Origin of the sequence: Sphingomonas sp. (genome assembly GCF_019746665.1) — a bacterium.
Classification (GTDB): domain Bacteria; phylum Pseudomonadota; class Alphaproteobacteria; order Sphingomonadales; family Sphingomonadaceae; genus Sphingomonas.
The window spans coordinates 83,508-101,747 of record NZ_JAIERS010000012.1 but is presented as its reverse complement, the minus strand read 5'-3'; the positions used below and the strand labels follow the sequence as shown (position 1 = coordinate 101,747).

The 18,240-nt window shown below is 67.0% G+C and carries 15 protein-coding genes; 5 read left to right on the top strand and 10 right to left on the bottom strand.

From position 1 onward, the window contains the following. The first annotated feature begins 59 nt into the window (after window positions 1–59). From tgt to K2X73_RS08775, 5 genes are all read left to right on the top strand, one after another. Window positions 60–1,193 (top strand): tRNA guanosine(34) transglycosylase Tgt, encoded by a 1,134-nt coding sequence (gene tgt / locus K2X73_RS08795; protein ID WP_294110046.1) that lies wholly within the window; start codon window positions 60–62, stop codon window positions 1,191–1,193. Between the two features lie 18 nt (window positions 1,194–1,211). Then, window positions 1,212–1,406 carry a hypothetical protein gene (locus tag K2X73_RS08790; RefSeq protein WP_294110045.1) on the top strand — a complete coding sequence of 65 codons (195 nt, stop codon included), beginning with the start codon at window positions 1,212–1,214 and terminating at the stop codon, window positions 1,404–1,406. A gap of 87 nt (window positions 1,407–1,493) precedes the next feature. Further along, window positions 1,494–4,346: a pitrilysin family protein gene (locus K2X73_RS08785; protein WP_294110044.1), complete on the top strand. Its 2,853-nt coding sequence runs from the start codon at window positions 1,494–1,496 to the stop codon at window positions 4,344–4,346. 60 nt (window positions 4,347–4,406) lie between these two features. Further along, the gene (locus K2X73_RS08780; protein WP_294110043.1) at window positions 4,407–6,464 is read left to right on the top strand and encodes an NAD(+) synthase; all 2,058 of its coding nucleotides are present in this window, start codon (window positions 4,407–4,409) and stop codon (window positions 6,462–6,464) included. 142 nt (window positions 6,465–6,606) lie between these two features. Next, complete coding sequence (locus K2X73_RS08775; protein WP_294110042.1) at window positions 6,607–7,506, top strand: AraC family transcriptional regulator; 900 nt, start codon at window positions 6,607–6,609, stop codon at window positions 7,504–7,506. A 21-nt stretch (window positions 7,507–7,527) separates the two neighbouring features. Here the strand turns inward: K2X73_RS08775 and K2X73_RS08770 are convergent, their stop codons facing one another. From K2X73_RS08770 to bchZ, 10 genes are all read right to left on the bottom strand, one after another. After that, a complete protein-coding gene (locus tag K2X73_RS08770) occupies window positions 7,528–8,553 on the bottom strand; it encodes an LLM class flavin-dependent oxidoreductase (protein ID WP_294110041.1) in 1,026 nt (341 codons plus the stop codon). Beyond that, the gene (locus tag K2X73_RS08765; protein ID WP_294110039.1) at window positions 8,553–9,461 is read right to left on the bottom strand and encodes an alpha-L-glutamate ligase; all 909 of its coding nucleotides are present in this window, start codon (window positions 9,459–9,461) and stop codon (window positions 8,553–8,555) included. The genes K2X73_RS08770 and K2X73_RS08765 overlap by 1 nt, the downstream gene beginning before the upstream one ends. Window positions 9,462–9,577: 116 nt before the next feature. After that, entirely contained in the window at window positions 9,578–11,626 is a 2,049-nt protein-coding gene (locus tag K2X73_RS08760; protein WP_294110037.1) for an HWE histidine kinase domain-containing protein, read from the bottom strand. A 168-nt stretch (window positions 11,627–11,794) separates the two neighbouring features. Then, window positions 11,795–13,090, bottom strand: coding sequence for a DUF3422 domain-containing protein (locus K2X73_RS08755; protein ID WP_294110035.1), 1,296 nt, complete (start codon window positions 13,088–13,090; stop codon window positions 11,795–11,797). A 42-nt stretch (window positions 13,091–13,132) separates the two neighbouring features. Beyond that, window positions 13,133–14,272, bottom strand: coding sequence for a photosynthetic reaction center cytochrome PufC (pufC, locus tag K2X73_RS08750; RefSeq protein ID WP_294110034.1), 1,140 nt, complete (start codon window positions 14,270–14,272; stop codon window positions 13,133–13,135). Continuing rightward, window positions 14,269–15,243, bottom strand: coding sequence for a photosynthetic reaction center subunit M (gene pufM, locus K2X73_RS08745; protein WP_294110033.1), 975 nt, complete (start codon window positions 15,241–15,243; stop codon window positions 14,269–14,271). The genes pufC and pufM overlap by 4 nt, the downstream gene beginning before the upstream one ends. A gap of 13 nt (window positions 15,244–15,256) precedes the next feature. After that, a complete protein-coding gene (gene pufL, locus K2X73_RS08740; protein ID WP_294110031.1) occupies window positions 15,257–16,081 on the bottom strand; it encodes a photosynthetic reaction center subunit L in 825 nt (274 codons plus the stop codon). Between the two features lie 168 nt (window positions 16,082–16,249). Further along, a complete protein-coding gene (gene pufA / locus K2X73_RS08735; protein WP_294110029.1) occupies window positions 16,250–16,435 on the bottom strand; it encodes a light-harvesting antenna LH1, alpha subunit in 186 nt (61 codons plus the stop codon). A gap of 12 nt (window positions 16,436–16,447) precedes the next feature. Further along, the gene (gene pufB / locus K2X73_RS08730) at window positions 16,448–16,663 is read right to left on the bottom strand and encodes a light-harvesting antenna LH1, beta subunit (RefSeq protein WP_294110027.1); all 216 of its coding nucleotides are present in this window, start codon (window positions 16,661–16,663) and stop codon (window positions 16,448–16,450) included. A 129-nt stretch (window positions 16,664–16,792) separates the two neighbouring features. Then, complete coding sequence (gene bchZ, locus K2X73_RS08725) at window positions 16,793–18,226, bottom strand: chlorophyllide a reductase subunit Z (RefSeq protein WP_294110025.1); 1,434 nt, start codon at window positions 18,224–18,226, stop codon at window positions 16,793–16,795. Window positions 18,227–18,240: the final 14 nt, after the last annotated feature.

Below are 18,240 nucleotides of genomic sequence, written 5' to 3'. Positions count from 1 at the left end.
GCGCCGATCAAGCTTCCCGTCCTTGCCCAGCCCCGCCCATTGCGCCTAACGCCCCGCAGATGACGCGTTTTGCCTTCACCATCCACGCCCGGGACGGCGCCGCGCGCGCCGGTGCGCTGCAAATGCAGCGCGGCGAAATCCGCACGCCCGCTTTCATGCCGGTCGGCACCGCCGCCACCGTGAAGGCGATGAAGCCGCAGGACGTGCGCGCGGGTGGCGCCGACATCATCCTGGGCAACACCTATCATTTGATGCTGCGCCCGACCGCCGAACGGATCGCGCGGCTTGGCGGCCTGCATGGCTTCATGGGGTGGGAGCGCCCGATCCTGACCGACAGCGGTGGCTATCAGGTGATGAGTCTCGCCGAACTCACCACCCGCAGCGAGGATGGCGTCACCTTCAAGAGCCATCTCGATGGCGCCCGCCACGCGATGTCACCCGAGCGCTCGATGGAAATCCAGCGGCTGCTCGGCTCGGACATCAACATGTGCTTCGACGAGCTTGTCCCCACCACCGCCGCGCGCGAGGTGCAATATGAGGCGATGCGCCGCTCGATGCGCTGGGCCAGGCGCAGCCGCGCGGCGTTCGACTCCGACGAAGACCATGCCGGCCGCGCCGCGATCTTCGGCATCCAGCAGGGTGCGCTCGACGAGGCGATGCGGCGCGAGTCGGCGGACGCGCTCATCGAAATCGGTTTCGATGGCTATGCGGTCGGGGGGCTCGCGGTGGGCGAAGGCCAGGCGGCGATGTTCGGCTGCCTCGATTTCGCGCCTGGGCAATTGCCGGCGGACGCCCCGCGCTATCTGATGGGAGTCGGCAAGCCCGACGACATTGTCGGCGCGGTGGAGCGCGGGATCGACATGTTCGATTGCGTGCTCCCCACGCGATCGGGCCGCACCGGCCAGGCGTTCACGCGGCGTGGACCGATCAACATCCGAAATGCCCGTTTCGCCGAGGACCAAGGGCCGCTCGACCCGGCGTGCGCCTGCCCCGTCTGCGCCCAGTGGAGCCGCGCCTATCTCCACCATCTGGTGCGCGCCGGCGAGATATTGGGCGCAATGTTGATGACAGAGCATAACCTGTTCTTTTATCAAGCGCTGATGGCGGACTTGCGTGCCGCGATCGCCAAGGGGGGCTTGAGCGACTTCGCGCGCGATTTTCGCCGCGATTATTATCGAGAGGACCAGCCATGACCGACGCGCCCCCGGGGAATGAACGAGATCGAGGCCGCCGCGCATCACGCCAAGCGCGCCGCCGAAGGGGCCGCTGACGCCGCACCGGCCGAGCCCTCCAAGAGCTGGAGCACACTGTCGCTCGCGATCGGCGTGGGGGTCGGCTCGGCGGCGATCGCGGCGGCGCTGCTTTACGCCAATTCGGGGCGCGGCAAGAAAAGCGGCGGAGGCTGAGCGCGGCGATCGCACCGCCGCCAAGTGATTGACAGCCGCAATACACGCGGCCAGTTTCGCCGACGTTCAACCCCGCCGGAGAGTTTCATGATCCTTCGTGCCGCCCTGCTGCTCGGCGTCGCCCTCCCCGTCGCGCTTCCCGCCCATGCCGCGCGGCGCCAGCCGGCCCCCCGCCCCGCCGCCGCCAAGCCCGCCACGCCGCCGGTGAAGCCGCTCGCCTTCACCGAGCGCACCCTCGCCAACGGCCTGCGCGTCTATGCGGTGCGCGATCCTTCCGTCGCGACGGTCGCGGTGCATGTCTGGTACAATGTCGGCAGCAAGGACGATCCCAAGGGGCGTTCGGGCTTCGCGCACATGTTCGAACACTTGATGTTCAAGGCGACGCGCAACCTGGTGCCCGAACAGTTCGACCGCCTGACCGAGGATGTCGGCGGCTACAACAATGCCTCGACCGACGACGACTACACCAATTATTTCGAGACTGTGCCGGCGAACCATCTCGAACGCCTGCTCTTCGCCGAGGCCGACCGGATGGCGAGCCTGGTGGTCGAGCCGACGACCTTCGCCTCCGAGCGTGACGTGGTGAAGGAAGAGCTGCGCCAGCGCGTGCTCGCCCAGCCCTATGGCAAGCTGTTCGGCCTGTATCTGAGCGAGATCAGCTATACGGTGCATCCCTATGCCCGCCCGGGCATCGGCAGCCTCGAAGACCTGGAAGCCGCCTCGATCGACGATGTCCGCGCGTTCCATGCGACCTATTACCGGCCTGACAATGCCGTGCTCGTCGTCGCGGGCAATTTCGATCCGGCGCAGCTCGACGCCTGGGTCGACAAATATTTCGCGCCGATCAAGAAGCCCGGCACGCCCATTCCGCGCGTGACCGTGCAGGAGCCCCCGCGCACCCAGCCGGTGGTGCGTACCGTCTATGAAGAGAATGTGCCGTTGCCCGCCGTCGCGGTGAGCTATCAGATTCCCCCCGATCGCAATAAGGACAGCGCCGCGCTCGCGGTGCTCGATGCGGTGCTGTCGGCGGGGAACAGTTCGCGGCTGTACGAGGCGCTGGTCTATCGCGAGCAGGTCGCGGCGCAGGCGGGGACGTTCATCAGCAGCCGCCAGGCGACGGGAACCCTCGCCGCTTATGCGATCGTCGCGGGCGGCAAGAGCGCGGCGGCGGCGGAGGCGAGCCTGAAGCGCGAGATCGCCCGCTTGCGTACCGCCCCCGTTTCGGCGGCCGAACTCGCCGAGGCCAAGAACCAGATCCTGACCGAGGCGATCAAGCGCCGCGAAACCGCCGACGGCAAGGCGTCGGCCATCGCGCAGGCGGTGCTGATCGACGGCGACCCGCGTGCCGCCGATCGCCAGCTCGCCGAAATCGCCGCCGTCACCGCCGCCGACGTGCAGCGCGTCGCCCGCGCCTATCTGGGCGAGAACCAGGCGGCGACGATCCGCTATCTGCCCAAGACCGCGCAAAGCCCCAAGGGTGACAGTATCGCCGTGCCAGCGAGCGTGGAGGTCGCGTCGCTCACGCCGCCGGCCGATATCGCGGTGGTGACGCCCGCGCCCGAGGCTCAGCGGCTGCAACCGCCGCCGCCCGCCGCGCCCGTGGTCGCGGCAGTGCCGCAGCCGGTGGAGTCTAGGCTTTCCAATGGCCTGCGGCTGATTGTGGTCGAAAAGCATGAACTGCCGCTGGCGGCGGCGGTGCTGACAGTGCCCGGCGGCGCGGCGGGCGATCCAGAGGGGCGCGACGGCCTCGCCGATCTCACCGCGACGCTGCTCACCAAGGGCACCACCACCCGCTCCGCCACCCAGATCGCGCGCGAGATCGAGGCGCTGGGCGGCGCGATCGACAGTGACGCCGATTGGGACGGCGCGAGCGTAACGCTCACCGTGAAATCGGATCAGCTCGCCAAGGCGTTGCCGATCCTCGCCGATGTCGCGCAGCATCCGGTGTTCGCGCCGGAAGAGCTCGAGCGCGCCCGCGCCCAGGCGATCGACGCGATCCAGGTGTCGCTGAAGGATCCCGCGCAGCTCGCCGGCTATGTCGCCAACCGCGCGGTGTTCGGGCTCAGCGCCTATGGCGGGGTCGCGAACGGCACGCCCGCCTCGCTCAAGGCGATCGACCGCGCGCAGGTGCGGACGGCCTATGCCGCGCGCTGGCGCCCCGATCAGGCGACGCTGATCATCGCCGGCGACATCACCCCCGCCGCCGCGCGCGCGCTTGCCGAGCAGCAGTTCGGCGGCTGGCGCGCGCCCGGCCCGGCGCCCGAGCCCGAGGCGGTGGGCGGACCGATCCCGGCACCACGCGTGGTCGTGGTCGATCTGCCGGGCGCCGGCCAGGCCGGGGTCGTCGTCGCGCGGCGCGGTATCCGGCGCGCCGATGATCGCTATTATGCCGGCGCGCTCGCCAATGCGGTGCTGGGTGTGGGCTTCTCGTCACGGCTGAACCAGGAAATCCGCATCAAGCGTGGGCTTTCCTATGGCGCCGGCTCGACGCTCGCCGCGCGGCGGATGGCCGGCCCGGTCTCGGCGCGCACCCAGACCAAGAACCCGTCGGCACCCGAAGTCGTGGCGCTGATCCGCGCCGAGATGGCGCGCCTCGGCGCCGAGGCGGTGCCCGCGGCCGAGCTCCAGACGCGCAAGGAAGTGCTGATCGGCGGCTTCGGCCGCTCGACCGAGACGGTCGAGGGACTCGCCGGGCTGGTCAGCAGCTATGTGATCGACGCGGTCCCGCTCGACGAGCTGAAGCGCTACACCCCCGCGATCGCGGGCGTCGATCCGGCGGCGGTGCGATCGACGGCGGCGCAGCTGCTCGACCCCAACCAGGCGAGCATCGTCGTGGTGGGCGACGCCAAGCAGTTCGTCGACGCGCTGCGCAAGGACTATCCGCAGCTCGAGGTTATCCCGGCGGACAAGCTGAAGCTGGAAAGCGCGACGCTGAAGTAGAGGATTGGTGGGGCGGGGTCAGCCTAGCCCCGCCCGCCATTTCCCCCTACACCGCAACCCATGCTCAAGCCGCGCCCGCATCCCTTCTTCTCCATCCACCGCCACGAACTGCTCCGCGTTGCCGCCGCCACGCCGCGCGCGAGCGTCGCCGATCCGGAGGCGAATGCCGCCGCGCATATCGCGATCGTCCAGGCGGCGCATGGCGAGGGGGTGGACCTGATCGTCTTCCCCGAGCTCAGCATCACCAGCTACGCGATCGACGATCTGCACCTGCAACAGGCGGTTCTGCGGGCGAGCGAGGCGGCGGTCGCGCGGCTCGCGGCGGCGACGGCGAAGTGCCGCCCCACCCTGCTTGTCGGCGCGGCGATCGAGCGCCAGGGGCGGCTTTACAATTGCGCGGTCGCGATCGCGCGCGGGCGCATCTTGGGGGTCGTGCCGAAGGTCTTCCTGCCCAATTACCGCGAATTCTATGAAAAGCGCTGGTTCGCGAGCGGCGCCGGCCTCGATGGCCTCAACATCACCTATGCCGGCCAAGAAGTGCCGTTCGGCCCCGATTTGATTTTCGCGGCGACCGATCTGCCCCACTTCATCTTCCACGCCGAAATCTGCGAGGATTATTGGGCCCCCACCCCACCCTCCACCGAAGGCGCGCTCGCCGGGGCACTCATCTGCTGCAACCTCTCCGCCTCCAACATCGTGATCGGCAAGGCGCGCGAGCGGGCGCTGCTGGCGGCGGCGCAAAGTGCCCGCGCCATCTGCGCCTATGCCTTCGCCGCGAGCGGGCCGGGCGAGAGCACCACCGATCTCGCCTGGGACGGGCAGAGCTTCATCTACGAAGCGGGCGAGCTGCTCGCCGAGAGTGCGCGCTTCCGCTGCGAGCTCGATTATGTCATGGCCGACGTCGATTGCGGCCGGCTGCGGCAGGAGCGGCTGCGTAACGGCACCTTCAACGACGCCGCGCGGCTGGCTGGCGATCCCGAATATCGCTTCCGCCGGGTCGAGTTCGAGGCCAAGCCCGATTTCGCCGATCAGGGCCTGCGCCGCCTCCAGCGCCGCTTCCCGTTCGTGCCCAACACCCCCGAGAAGCTCGACGCCGATTGCTACGAAGCCTTCAACATCCAGGTCGAGGGTCTGGTGAAGCGCGTCGAGGCGGCGCGCGCGGAGCGGCTGGTGATCGGGGTTTCGGGCGGGCTCGATTCAACCCATGCGCTGATCGTCTGCGCCAAGGCGATGGACCGGCTGGAACGCCCGCGCGAGCATATCCTGGCCTACACCCTCCCCGGCTTCGCGACGAGCGAGGGTACCAAGGCCAATGCCTGGGCGCTGATGCGCGCGATGCGGGTAGCAGGCGACGAGATCGACATCCGCCCCGCGGCGCAGCAGATGCTCCACGATCTGCGCCACCCCGCCGCGAATGGCGAGCCGGTGTATGACGTGACGTTTGAGAATGTGCAGGCGGGCCTGCGCACCGATTATCTGTTCCGCCTGGCGAACCATCACAACGGGCTGGTGATCGGCACCGGCGACCTGTCCGAACTCGCGCTCGGCTGGTGTACCTATGGCGTCGGCGACCAGATGAGCCATTATGCGGTCAATGCCGGCGTCCCCAAGACGCTGATCCAGCATCTCATTCGCTGGACGATCGCGACCGACCAGTTCGACGCCGAGACCGATCATGTGCTCGAGGCGATTCTCGGCACCGAGATCAGCCCCGAATTGGTGCCGGCGGGCGCGGGCGGCGCGCTGCAATCGACCGAGGCGCGGATCGGACCCTATGCGCTCAACGACTTTTTCCTCCACCATGTCGTGCGCCATGGGTTCGCGCCGTCGAAGATCGCGTTCCTCGCCTGGCACGCCTGGCGCGATGCCGAGGCGGGGCGCTGGCCGCGCGACTTCCCGGCGGCGGCACGCACCGCTTATGATCTCGCCGAGATCAAGGGGCATTTGGAGCGCTTCCTGTTCCGCTTCTTCGAGATCAGCCAGTTCAAGCGCTCGGCGATCCCCAACGGGCCGAAAGTGTCGAGCGCGGGCGCCCTGTCCCCCCGCGGCGACTGGCGCGCGCCGAGCGATGCGAGCGCGCGAGTGTGGATTGACGAACTCCGCGCGAACCTGCCCTAGGCTGCCCGGTTCGAGGGGCGATCCGGCCCGCCCGCTGGTCGGCACCTGTTGCGACCGCTACATCTTTGCGGCATGATGGGCATGAGCCGTTCGGACTCGGGCTGTTCGCGTATCCGTCCCGTTGGGCAGGGAGGCGCTGAAGGTGGAAGGTGGATATCAAAGCCATACGGGCTATGAGCCGGTAGACGCAGTTCGCTATGCGCTTGCGCCGCGGCTAGAAGCGCATGCGGACGCCGCGACCGGGATCCTGCTCTATCGCACACTGAACTACGGCAAGGGCGAAATCACCACCGCCGAGCGCAATGCCGATGACGAGGATCTGCTGTTCCTTTCAGTTGGTGCCGGGGTGCCGGCGCATGGCAAAGTGGCGGGAACGCAGTTCGCGCTCGCCGCCAATCGCGCGACGCGGGTAACGTTCATCCCGCATGGCTGCGATACCAGCATGACCTTCGGCACCGCCGCGCGATCCACCAACTTCATGTTCCCGCGTCATTTTCTGAACGCGCACCTGGCCGGCGTCCAGCAACGCGCAACCGCCCCGGTACTCTACAGCACGGACGAGACGCTGCTGACGCTGATCCCGATGCTGGAGCGCGAAATCGCCGCGCCCGGCTTGGCCCAGCGGCTGATGATCGACAGCATTTCACAAGCCATCGCTGTAGCGCTGGCGCGGATCGACCCTGGCATATTCGCCCGCGAAGCCGCCCGGATCACGCTCCCCAAATGGCGCCTGCGGTTGCTGTTCGAGTTTATCGAAGCGAATTTGGGCGAGGAACTGGGGCTGGACGCACTCGCCAATGTCGCGCGGCTCTCACCCTTTCATTTCTGCCGGGTGTTCAAGCAATCGACCGGCATGACGCCGCACCGTTACGTGATCGAACGCCGCATCGCCCGGGCGCGTGAGATGCTCGCGACCGGCGGCCTGCCGATCGAGGCGGTCGCGACGGCTTGCGGCTTCGCGAGCCAGAAACATTTCACAACGAGCTTCACGCGGATGGTCGGCGTCAGCCCCGGCCGCTTCCGCCGGGCGACGCGCCAATAGCGGCCGCGCGGCCTGAAAAGATCAGGCCGTGACCGGCGCCTTGATCACTTGTGCCGCGAAACGCTCCATCTCTTCCTCTTGCGGGCTCATCTGGAGCAGCAACAGGTCGAGCCCGGCATCCTCATATTCCTCGATCCGCTCGCGCAATTGCTCGGGCGTGCCGACGAGATTCGGGCGCAGGCCGCGGTTGGACACCGCATATTCCTGGATCTTCATCTCGCGTTCGAGCTGCGTGCCCGAGAGCCACTGATCGAAATTATCATAGCCCGCCGGCAGCTCCTTCACCTCGGTGATGCGGGCGAGTTCGCGCTTGGCCTCAGCCTCGCTATCGCGAACGATCGCATAGGCGGCCATGCCATATTGCATCGGCGGCTTGCCGGCGGCCTCGCGCCGTTCGGCCATGTTGGCGATCTTCGGGCGGATCGCGTCGGCGGGATCGCCATGCATCACATAGGCGTCGCACTGGTTGGCGATCATCGTCTTCGCCGCCTCGCTTTCGCCACCGGCATAGATGGTCGGGTGCTTGACCGGCTTGGGGCTGCAGATCGCGCGCTCCGCCGAATAATAGCGGCCCTGGAAGTCGAATTCCGCTTCGCTCCACAGCCCCTCGACCATTTTCAGCCACTCGCCGGTGCGGGCGTAGCGGTCGTCATGCTGGTCGAATTGCAGGCCATAGCGCTTGGCTTCGTCCGCCCACCAGCTCGACACGACGTTGAGCGCGAGCCGGCCGCCGGCGATCTGGTCGATATTCGCCGCCGCCTTGGCGAACAGCGCCGGATGGTGGAAATTGGGGCGGACGGCGACCATCAGCTCCAGTTCCTCGGTCACCGCCGCCAGCGCCGCCGCCGTTGACCAGGCATCGAGCGTCGGCGCGCCCGGCCCCTTGATGTCGTTCATGTTGAGTTCGGCGATCAGCGACAGCGAATAGCCGATCTGCTCCGATCGCTGCGCCAGCCGCTTGGTATAGGCCCAGCTCGCTTCCATCCCCTCATCGGGCACGTTCCGCAGCCAACCGCCGAACACCGGCATCCAATAGCCAAAGCGCATCACTTCACCTTCGCGATTTCGCCGACCAGATAGTCGACCAGTTTTTCGTGCGGGTCCCAGCCCAGCACGTCGAGCGGGCGCGCGACGAAGTTCGACAGCGCGTTGATGTCGTAGAAGCGTGCCGAACCGTCGCGCGCGTCGATCATCACCTCGATGCCGCCAACGTCGAGCCCCGCCGCGCGGGCGATGCGTTCGGCCGCGTCGATCAGCTCGGGCGCGGGATCGGCCTTCACCATCTCGATCGGCTTGCCATCGGCGAGACAGGCATCCGCCGGGCAAAGATCGAACCCGCCACCGCCGGAAATATCCAGCGCGTAGAGATATTTGCCGGCGAGCGTTTCGATCCGAGTGATGCGGCCGTGCTCGGCGGGGACATATTCCTGCACCAGCAGCACGCCGTCGATGCTCTTGGGCAGGAAATTCTCGGCGACCGCCGCGGCCAGCTCCTCGGCGCTATCATAGCGCATGATCCCCGCGCCCGACCCACCGACATTGGCCTTCACGACGATCGGGAAGCGCAGCTCCGCGGCGGCGGGCACGGTATCGATCGGGCGGTGGACGACGCGCGTCGCCGGCACCGCCAGCCCCAGCGCCGCCATCAACGCCAATTGCCGCGCCTTGTTCGAATCGACCGCGAGCGCATCGGCGCCATTGATCACCCGCGCGCCCTTGGCCCGCCAATGGGCGAACAGCGCGTGGCTGTAGTAGATGGCGTGATCGGGCGAGCGCAGGAAGCTCGACATGGCGAGCCGGCTGAGCACCACCCGCGCCGGCGGCAGCGAGCCGGCGGGATCGAACCGATGGCCGTCGATCCCGATGCGGACATAATCCACCCCCCGCGCATCGAGCGCGGCGAAGAGCGGGGTGAACCAGGCGGGATGTTCGTAGAAAATGGCGAGATCGTGCATGGGCCAGGCTGCTAAGCGGGTACCGGCCGGAATGGCACGGCTAGAAATGCTTTGCTTGCCAAAAGCTGCGCTGCGCTCCTACCCCCTTTGCGCGGGACGGGTACGATCGCGAGACGTTAGCGCACCGGTTTTTCGGGGATAGGCGCGTCGATCTCGCACACCAGGCCTTGGGGGAGGAAGGCCATGCGGACCTCGCCCTGTAGCTCGGCGGCGAGCGCCTGTTCGATCATGCGTGAGCCAAACCCCCGCCGGGTCGGTCGCGCGACCGCCGGCCCGCCGCGTTCCTCCCAGCGCAGATGGAGCCTGGGGCCGCTCCGCCCGGCGAGCGTCCAGCTGAGCCGTACCCGCCCCTCTTCGTTCGACAAGGCACCATATTTGGCCGCGTTGGTCGACAGTTCATGCAGCGCCATCGCTATGGTGACGGCCGTTTTGGGGGTGATGCGCAGACTTGGTCCTTCGATCAGCACCCGCCCGTCGCGCCCCATATAGGCGGCGCAGGCTTCGGTCGCGACATCGGCCAGCTCGGCCGATTCCCAGCTTTCCCGCGTCAACAGCGAGTGCGCGTTGGCGAGCGCCGCCAGTCGCTCCTCGAAGGCGCGCCGAGCCTCGGTGGGCAGATCGAGGTGGCGGAAGGTCTGATGGGCGATGCTCTGAACGATCGCGAGCGTGTTCTTCACCCGGTGGTTGAGCTCATCGACCATCAGCCGCAAATGGCGCTGCTGGCGGTTGCGTTCGGTCACGTCGCTCGCCACGCCGACGACGCCGACGATCGCGCCGGTCTCGTCGCGCATCGGCGCCTTGATGCCCTCGTACAAGCGTTCGGCGCCGTCGGGTGTGGTGAAGCGTTCCTCGACCCGGAGCGACTCGCCGGTGGTCAGCACCCGGCGATCATTCTCCACGATCTCGCGCGCTTCGTCGCCGCCATGCCATTCGAGATCGGTACGCCCAAGCACCGTCTCGATCGGCTGGCCGATCACCGCGAGCGTGGCGGCATTGGCGTAAAGCAGCCGGCCCGCGCGGTCCTTGGCGAAGATCAGCTGGCCGGAACTGTCGCCGATAGCGCGCAGCATCCGCTCATTCTCGACCTGCGCACGGTGCGCACGCGCGCTGGCGAGAGCGGCGGCAGTGCGCGCGGCGACTTCGACCACAAGCTGTTCGTCGCTAGGGCGCCAAAGGCGGGGGCGCGCATGGTGGACGAACAGGATACCGCGCAGCCGCTCTTCCTGAACGAGCGGTGCGAGGATCATCGCGCCAACGCCGAGCGCGGCATAAGCGGGAAGCGTCGCAGGCGGCAGGCGAGCATCGCGCGCGACGTCACTCACCATGATCGGGTTGCCGCGCCGCAATTCCTGCATCAAGGCGGAGCCGAAATCGTCCAGGCGGTGCGTGCCCACCACCGCCGCGCCGCCCAGCCCCACCCAGTCGCGCTCAACCGTCGCGGTAAGGCCGGTCGCATCGACCTCGGCATAGCCGACGCTGCTTGCGTCCAGATGGGTTCCCAACGCCTCGGCGGCCGCCGCCAAAACCTGCGCGGGCTCGAGCAGCGCACGCAGTCTGTCCGACAGTTCGGCCAGGAATTGGTGGCGGCGATCGGCGAGCACGCGATCGGTGGTCTCGGTGCAGATCACCATCACCCCGCCGACACCGTTTTCGGCGGTTTCATCGTCGATCGGGCTGTAGCTATAGGTCCAATAGGCTTCGTCCAGCGCGCCGTGTCGCACGATCGGCACCAGATGATCGCGGTGCCAGGTAGCGCCGCGGCCGGCCATCACCAACTCGATCTGCGGACCGATCAGCTGCCAGATTTCGGGCCAGGCCACGACGCCCGGCCGCCCGAGGATCGCCGGATGCTTCTCCGGCCCCAGCGAGGCGCTGTAACCGTCATTGTATAGGCAGATGCTGTGCTCACCCCAGAAGATGAACATCGGGTGGTTGGTGCTGAGCATCAGCCGCACCGCCGTGCGCAAGCTTTGCGGCCATTGCTCGGGCCGCCCGAGCGGGGTCGCCGCCCAATCATGCGCGCGGATCAACGCGCCCATCGCGCCGCCTTCGCGCAGGAAAACCAGCGGTGCCTCCGCCATGCCACGCGACGCCGGGGCGCTTGCCTGGCGATGGTTTTGCAAGGGGCTCACCCCTTGCTCTTGGGCATGGTCGACATCAGCCATTGGTTACCGGCTAAATCCCTGCCTGTCCTTGACAATTGATAGGATTAAACGGTGGCGCAATCGCAAAGAAACGCTGTACCCACGCCGGATCAAGCGCAAAAGACTAGCAAATTTCGGGCACCCTCGCCAGCACGAAGCTTGCCGGCAGTCAGCATAAGCGGGGCGGCGCTATTCGCTCAGGTGCCGCCGCATTCGGCCCACCAGGGCGGCAACTGTCAGCAATACGGCCGGTACCGACACCGCGATCGCCAGCTCGTGATTGATGCCCGGCAGAGCCTTGATCGGATAGGCGAGCAGCGCGACCGCGTAATAGCTGATCGCCACCACCGAGAGGCCTTCCACCGTCTGCTGCAAGCGTAATTGCAGCTTGGTGCGGCGGTCCATCGAGCCCAGCAGATCGCGGTTCTGTTTGGCGAGCGCGATGTCGATACGGGTGCGCAGCAGCGAACTTGTCCAGCCGGCCCGCCGCTGCAGATCCTCGATCCGGTTGGAGAAGCTGTCACAGGTGCGAACCGCCGGCGTCAGGCGGCGCTCGGTGAAGTCGCTCAGCGTCTGGTGGCCGGGCACGGGGGCGACGTCGAGCGCGTGAAGCCGTTCGAGCGACAATTGCGCATAAGCCTTGGTCGCGCTCATCCGGTAGCGCGTCGCCGCCGCCAGTCGGGCGAGTTCGGCGGAAAGGAAGGTCAGCTCGTCGAGCAGCGCATCATCCTCGCTGCGCCGTTCGGACACGTCATGCGTGAGCACCGCGAGCCGGTGTTCGAGCTTGGTGACCTCGGGCGTCGTCGCCTGCGCGAGCGGCAGGCCGAGCAGCGCCATATTGCGGTAATTGCCGAGTTCCTGGACGCGGGTGACAAGCTGCGAGGGCTCGTCGCCCTCCAGCCCCTGATCAAGGATCAACAGCCGGCCATAGCCATCGGCGTGGAGCTTGAAGTCCGACAGCAGCCGCGCCTTACCGCCGGCCACGTCACACACCACCAGCGCGCCGGGATCGAACCAGCGGTCGAGCACCGCCTGTGCGGGTGGCGGCCTGTCGCGTGGCGCGATCGCGATTTGGGTCGCGCGGATCACTTCGCCTGGAATGCCGGCCAGCACCTCGGCGCCGACCGGATCGAAGATGCCGGGATCGAAGGGCACGTCGAAGCTGCCTTCGCGCAGCAGGGTGTAGCTCGCGAATTCGGTGTGCCGCTCCCATACCAAGGTCATGTCGTCGAGCGGGACGACGGCATATTTCGCACGCTCGGCGATGGTCAGTCCGCCGCGCGCCGCCAGTTCGCAGACGTGCCGCCAACTCGCCTCGCCCGTCTCGCCGAGCAAGGTAACGATCTGCACCGCGCGCGCCGGCGAGGCGAAGCGCGGCAGCCGGCGAACGTGCATCTCGGCCGAAAGCGAGGCACGTAAGGGATGACTGCGCAGGGCGAGCGTCAGCCGGGCAGGCGGCTCGAACGCAACGGGCGCGTCGCTCATCGCGACGCGCCCGAACGAACGAACCTGGCTGGCGCCCTCACCTCACCGCGTCGCGTGGGTCGCGGCGGTGCCGGCGGGTTGGCCTTGCGCGGCCTCCCCCACCGTCTTGAGCGGCGGCGCCTCGGGCGTGGTTTGCGCGACCACCGGCGCGGCGGCCGGAGGGCCAAGGTCCGGATAGTTCTTCAACATGCTTACCCCGCCAAGCGGCTTGTTGAGCCCCTGGTGGCAGGTCTGGCAATTGGCCTTGTAGACGTCGCCATGCGGCCCCTTGCGATAGTCCGGGAAGACGCTGGTGAGCGAGCTGATATACTCGTTGTTCACGTCGCGCGCCATGCGGATGCCGTACCAGGCGGTCACGCGCTGGGGGCTGCTTTGCGACCAGTCCGACCAGGCCCGGCTGTTGTGACAGAAGGTGCAGTTGACGCCGAGCGCCGAGGACATATGCATCATCAGGCCATAGGTCAGCTCGGTTCGCGCGATCGAGGCGTGTGACGTATCACTGGGCAGCGGCTGGCGCCCCTGGACGCGGATGTTGCTCGCGCCGCGCAGATAGGGCGTGAAGGGATCATAAGGCAACGAGGCATAAGCGGGCGTCGCCGCCGGCGTGTCCTGGCCGTGCTTATATCCCATCAGCCGCGTGCTCGCCGGCTGGGCGCCCGCCGCGTCGGCCATCGACCAGACATAGCGCGGCACGGCATTGCCACGGTGGCAGGTATAGCAGGTGACGCCCGTCTGCTTGACGTGGGCGGACCACTTGGAATTGATCGCCTGCGTCATCTGGATCATGCGCCGCGCGACGATCTTGGTGTATTTCTCGTCGGAGGCGAGATTATTGGGGTTGTGGCAGTAGTTGCAGCCGACATTGTTGGGATCGGCGCCTTCCTGCGGCGCGACCCAGGTGTTGATCGCGAGCATCAGATAGTTGAACCGCTCGGCCGAGATGTTCCCGAGCACCTTCACATTCTGATAGACCTCGCTCGCGCGCTGGCCGTCCGCGGGCGGCAGCTCATAGGGCGGCGGCGGCACAGGCTGCGGCGCGCGGCGCTTGACCGTCGTCACCTGATCGAGCCCGGTGCCGCGATAGCCGTTCTGCGAGACAAGTTTGGGGCCGAATTCGCAGCCGCTCAAGGCCAGCGACAGCGCGCCGACGGTGAGCGGGACAAGATAGCGAGCAACGCTCATTTCGGGGCTCCCGGCAAAGTGGCTGGATCGATCACGCCCGTACTTGGATAGGCCGGAGCATAGCCGTGTTGCTGGGCCCAAAGGAACCAGTTGTCGACCAGCGTACCGGTGATGAGGATGCCGATCCCGCCGGTCAGCGTCGTCAGCACCGCGAACCACCACGCCCAACGGTGGATCGATTCCATCGTCGCGTTGAAGCCCATCGTCCAACGCCAGAACAAGGCGGCGCGTTCGGTCGCGGTGCCGCGATCGACGATCTGCTCGATCTCGCGCTCACCGCCATAGCGGCCGACCGCTAGGATCGTCGCGCCATGCATCGCGAAGAGCAGCGTCGAGCCGTAGAGGAACACGATCGAGAGCGCGTGGAAGGGATTGTAGAACAAATTCCCGTAGCGGATCGAGAAAGCCGCGGTCCAATCGAGGTGCGGGAAAATCCCGAACGGCACCGCCTCCGACCAGCTGCCCATCAGGATCGGGCGGATGAAGCCCAGCACCAGGTACAGCCAGATCGCGCTTGCGAACGCCCAGGCGACGTGCGTGCCCATCTTCAGCGCCCGGGCGCGGAGATAAGTGCGTACCCACCACAGGATGATCGAGGTCGTCAGGAAGAAGCCGGCGATCAGCCACCAGCCGCCTTCCTGTAGCGGCGGCAATACGCGCAAGCCATATTGCGGCGGCGGTGGTTCCAGCGCGAGCCAGAAGAGCTGGCGGACGAACTGGATCGGGTTCCAGTTGACGCTCGCCCACATGTTGAGCCCGATGATCACGAAGGCGAGCGTGCCGAAGACGAGCGCGATCGAGCCGAGATAACCGAGGAAGATCGGGCCGATCTGCGCGTTGCCGAGCTTGCCGATCCAGTGATTGTAGAAGGGCTTGCCGATCCGCGGATCGCTGCCGTCCAGGGCCGGCGGGCCATATTCGGCCGGCCCGCGGATCTGCACTTGGGTGAAGATATTCTGATAGGTCGCCATCGCTCCCTCCCCCTCAGTGCCAGATCGGCAGATTGAGCCACCAGGTCCACCATTCGGGCCAACCGCGTGTCCACACGGGGCCGGAGATGATGATGCACACCGCGCTCCAGAACCCGGCGTTCAGCGCCAGCAATAGCCCCAGCCGGTGAATGCCGAGGGTGCCGATCGAATAGCCGATGGTGTCGCGGAAGAACGCGTCTTCATATTCGGGCGACTTCACTTCGTCGCCGGGCAGCGGGTTGACCGCCGACAGCACCAGCGCCCCGTGCAGCGCGAGGGCGAAAGTGGTGGTGAAGAAGAAGCTCACCGCCAGCATATGCGCCGGGTTGTAGTGAAAGTGCAGATATTGGTAGCCGGTGTTCGACACCCAATCCAAATGGCTCCAGATGCCGTAGGGGAAGCCCCAGTGCCACGCGCCCATCAGGAACGGGCGGAAGACAACCAGCGTCACATAGGCGAAGATCGCGAAGCCAAAGGCGACCGGGACATGATAGCCCATGCCCAATTTGCGACAGATTTCCACCTCGCGCAGCGCCCAGGAACAAAAGGCACCGATCGCGCAGATCGTAATGATCTGCCACAGACCACCATGGAGCAGCGGGGCCAGGCCCAGGCCATATTTCAGGTCGGGCGGCGCGATCGAGATTAGCCAGGGGTTCCAGGTCGGGCCTTGGCTCGCGCCGTACAGGATCAGCGCGGTGCCGATGCCAGCGAACAGGATCGTGGTGATGCCGAAGAAACCGACATAAAAGGGCCCGATCCAGTAATCGAACAGATCGCCGCCGACGAGCGTGCCGCCCCTTACTCGGTACTTCCGTTCATAACTCAACAGTGCCATGGATCAAGCTCCCTCACCCGCACGCCCAGGGGGCGGCAGGAGGTTGTGGCGTCACGCGGTGGACGGTGGGGCGAAGGGGTGGCCGCCGGGTGCGCGAGGCACACGCGCCACCACCCTCGCCCGCGTTGCCGCGCTACGCCCGCGACACGATACTCAGCCGGTCTTGCTTTACTGCGCGGGCGGAGCAGCAGCCGCCGGGGCGGCGACTGCCGCCTCGGTGTGCGGCCCATCGAGCCAGTTGTAGCGATTGGTGCTAAGCAAGATGAAATGGATGAGAATCGCAAGCGAAAACAGGAAGATCGCCAGCACCGTCAGGATGCGGCGGCCATCAAAAGTGACCCACATTCTCCACATGATCGTTCCTCCTCAGGCTTTGCCAGTGACGTGGAGCGGCGCGGTCGCGGTCAGGCCGGCCTTGTACGGCGCGGTGCCCGGGAACCAGGGGCGCCATTCCCACACCAGGAAATGGGCAACGCACGCAACGAACACGAAAAACGCGGTCGAGGTGACAAAGAGTTTGTGGAACTCCTTGGCCTCGTCCGGGGTCATATAGGTCCCCGGCCCCATGCGATCGTCAGTCATAAAAGCTCCTTCCTTCTGAGTCGTGCCGGCGAGTTGGGGCGCGCGGCTCGCGTCCCCCGACGGATCCGCCGGGGGAAGCGCCCCGGAGGATGGTGGTGCCGCGCGAAGCGGCGAATGGCGTGCGGCGGCTCATGGCACCGCCTCGGCGAGTAGCGCGTCGAGCCGCTGCGGTGAGACGCGGCTTTCCCCGGCGCGCCGCGCGGCGGCCTCGGCGGCGTCGCGCAGGCGTTTGGCGGCAGAGATGCGGACCAGCACCGGCTCCGCCTCGATCCGGGCGTCGAGCGCGGCCTTGGCGGCATCGTCCCACGCGATCGGTGCCTCGCGCGCCGGCGTCGCCTCGACAGCGTCGAGCTGGGTGGCGAGCGGCAGGATGTTGAACAGCGCGTCGAACAGCGCGTTGCACACCTCCTGCACCAGGTAGGTCGCGCCGGCATAGCCCATGAACGGTGTGCCGGTGTGGCGGCGGATGATCGCGCCCGGGAAGCTCGCGGGGACGTAGATTCCGCGGCCCCCCGCTTCGGCCAGATACATGCGTTCGTTATACGAACCGAACAGTACCAGCGGCGGATTGGCCTTGATCGCGGCGCGTACCGCGGCGTTATCAGGCTTCACCCCCGCCGAGCGCTGGAAGGCGAAGTGGCACGGCAGGCCAAGATCGTCCTCCAGAAATCCCCGCACTCCTCGCGCGTAAGTTTCGGTCGCGACGATGCCGAAGCTCGCAGTGCCGAAGAAATCCTGCGTCACCGAGCGCCACAAATCCCATAGCGGTTTGATCGTGGTGTGCTTCTCGCGCTCGATGAAGGGTTCGGGATCGAGTCCGAGCAGCTCGCCGAGCGTGCGCAGGAAAGCCGTGGTCGAGTTGAGCCCGATCGGCGCCTGGAGATAGGGCCGCTCCAGCACCTCGCACAAGGCCCGCCCGAATTCGCGGTAGAGGCACACATTCGCCTCTGCATCAGCCAGCTGGCGGATGTCGGCGAGGTGCGCGCCCATTGGGAACACCAGGTTCACCTCGGCGCCGATGCCCTCGATCAGGCGACGGATTTCAGCCATGTCGCTTGGCTGGTTGAAGCTGCCATAGATCGCGCCGATGATGTTGACGCGAGGCTTAGCGCCTGGCTTGCGGCGCACCGGCGGCACGGCCTTCGGCCCGAACTGGGTCCACAGCCAGCTGAGCGCGCGGTCGGCCGATTGCCACTGATCCTCGTCGATCGTGCGTGGCAGGAAGCGCTGGATGTTGGTGCCCTCTGGCGTCACCCCGCCACCGATCATCTCGGCGATCGAGCCGGTCACCACCACCGCGGGCAGATCGGGGTCGAGGCTCTTCCAAGCGCGGCGCATCGCGCCCTCGGTGCCGTCGCGCCCCAGCTCCTGTTCGGACAGGCCGGTGACGGTGATCGGCAGCTCATGCGGCGGCAAGGCGTCGGTGTAATGCAGCACCGAGGTGACGGGCAGATTCTCACACCCCACCGGACCGTCGATGATCACCTGTAGGCCCTTGATGGCGGTAAAGGCGTAAACCGCGCCCCAATAGCCGCCGGCGCGATCGTGATCGAGGATCAGCATGGGCCGTACTCCCC

Excerpts from the sequence above, each read along its gene's own strand:
- tgt (WP_294110046.1), top strand. The coding sequence starts at position 60 with ATGACGCGTTTTGCCTTCACCATCCACGCCCGGGACGGCGCCGCGCGC.
- K2X73_RS08790 (WP_294110045.1), top strand. The coding sequence starts at position 1,212 with ATGAACGAGATCGAGGCCGCCGCGCATCACGCCAAGCGCGCCGCCGAA.
- K2X73_RS08785 (WP_294110044.1), top strand. The coding sequence starts at position 1,494 with ATGATCCTTCGTGCCGCCCTGCTGCTCGGCGTCGCCCTCCCCGTCGCG.
- K2X73_RS08780 (WP_294110043.1), top strand. The coding sequence starts at position 4,407 with ATGCTCAAGCCGCGCCCGCATCCCTTCTTCTCCATCCACCGCCACGAA.
- K2X73_RS08770 (WP_294110041.1), bottom strand. The coding sequence starts at position 8,553 with ATGCGCTTTGGCTATTGGATGCCGGTGTTCGGCGGTTGGCTGCGGAAC.
- K2X73_RS08765 (WP_294110039.1), bottom strand. The coding sequence starts at position 9,461 with ATGCACGATCTCGCCATTTTCTACGAACATCCCGCCTGGTTCACCCCG.
- K2X73_RS08760 (WP_294110037.1), bottom strand. The coding sequence starts at position 11,626 with ATGGCTGATGTCGACCATGCCCAAGAGCAAGGGGTGAGCCCCTTGCAA.
- K2X73_RS08755 (WP_294110035.1), bottom strand. The coding sequence starts at position 13,090 with ATGAGCGACGCGCCCGTTGCGTTCGAGCCGCCTGCCCGGCTGACGCTC.
- pufC (WP_294110034.1), bottom strand. The coding sequence starts at position 14,272 with ATGAGCGTTGCTCGCTATCTTGTCCCGCTCACCGTCGGCGCGCTGTCG.
- pufM (WP_294110033.1), bottom strand. The coding sequence starts at position 15,243 with ATGGCGACCTATCAGAATATCTTCACCCAAGTGCAGATCCGCGGGCCG.
- pufL (WP_294110031.1), bottom strand. The coding sequence starts at position 16,081 with ATGGCACTGTTGAGTTATGAACGGAAGTACCGAGTAAGGGGCGGCACG.
- pufA (WP_294110029.1), bottom strand. The coding sequence starts at position 16,435 with ATGTGGAGAATGTGGGTCACTTTTGATGGCCGCCGCATCCTGACGGTG.
- pufB (WP_294110027.1), bottom strand. The coding sequence starts at position 16,663 with ATGACTGACGATCGCATGGGGCCGGGGACCTATATGACCCCGGACGAG.
- bchZ (WP_294110025.1), bottom strand. The coding sequence starts at position 18,226 with ATGCTGATCCTCGATCACGATCGCGCCGGCGGCTATTGGGGCGCGGTT.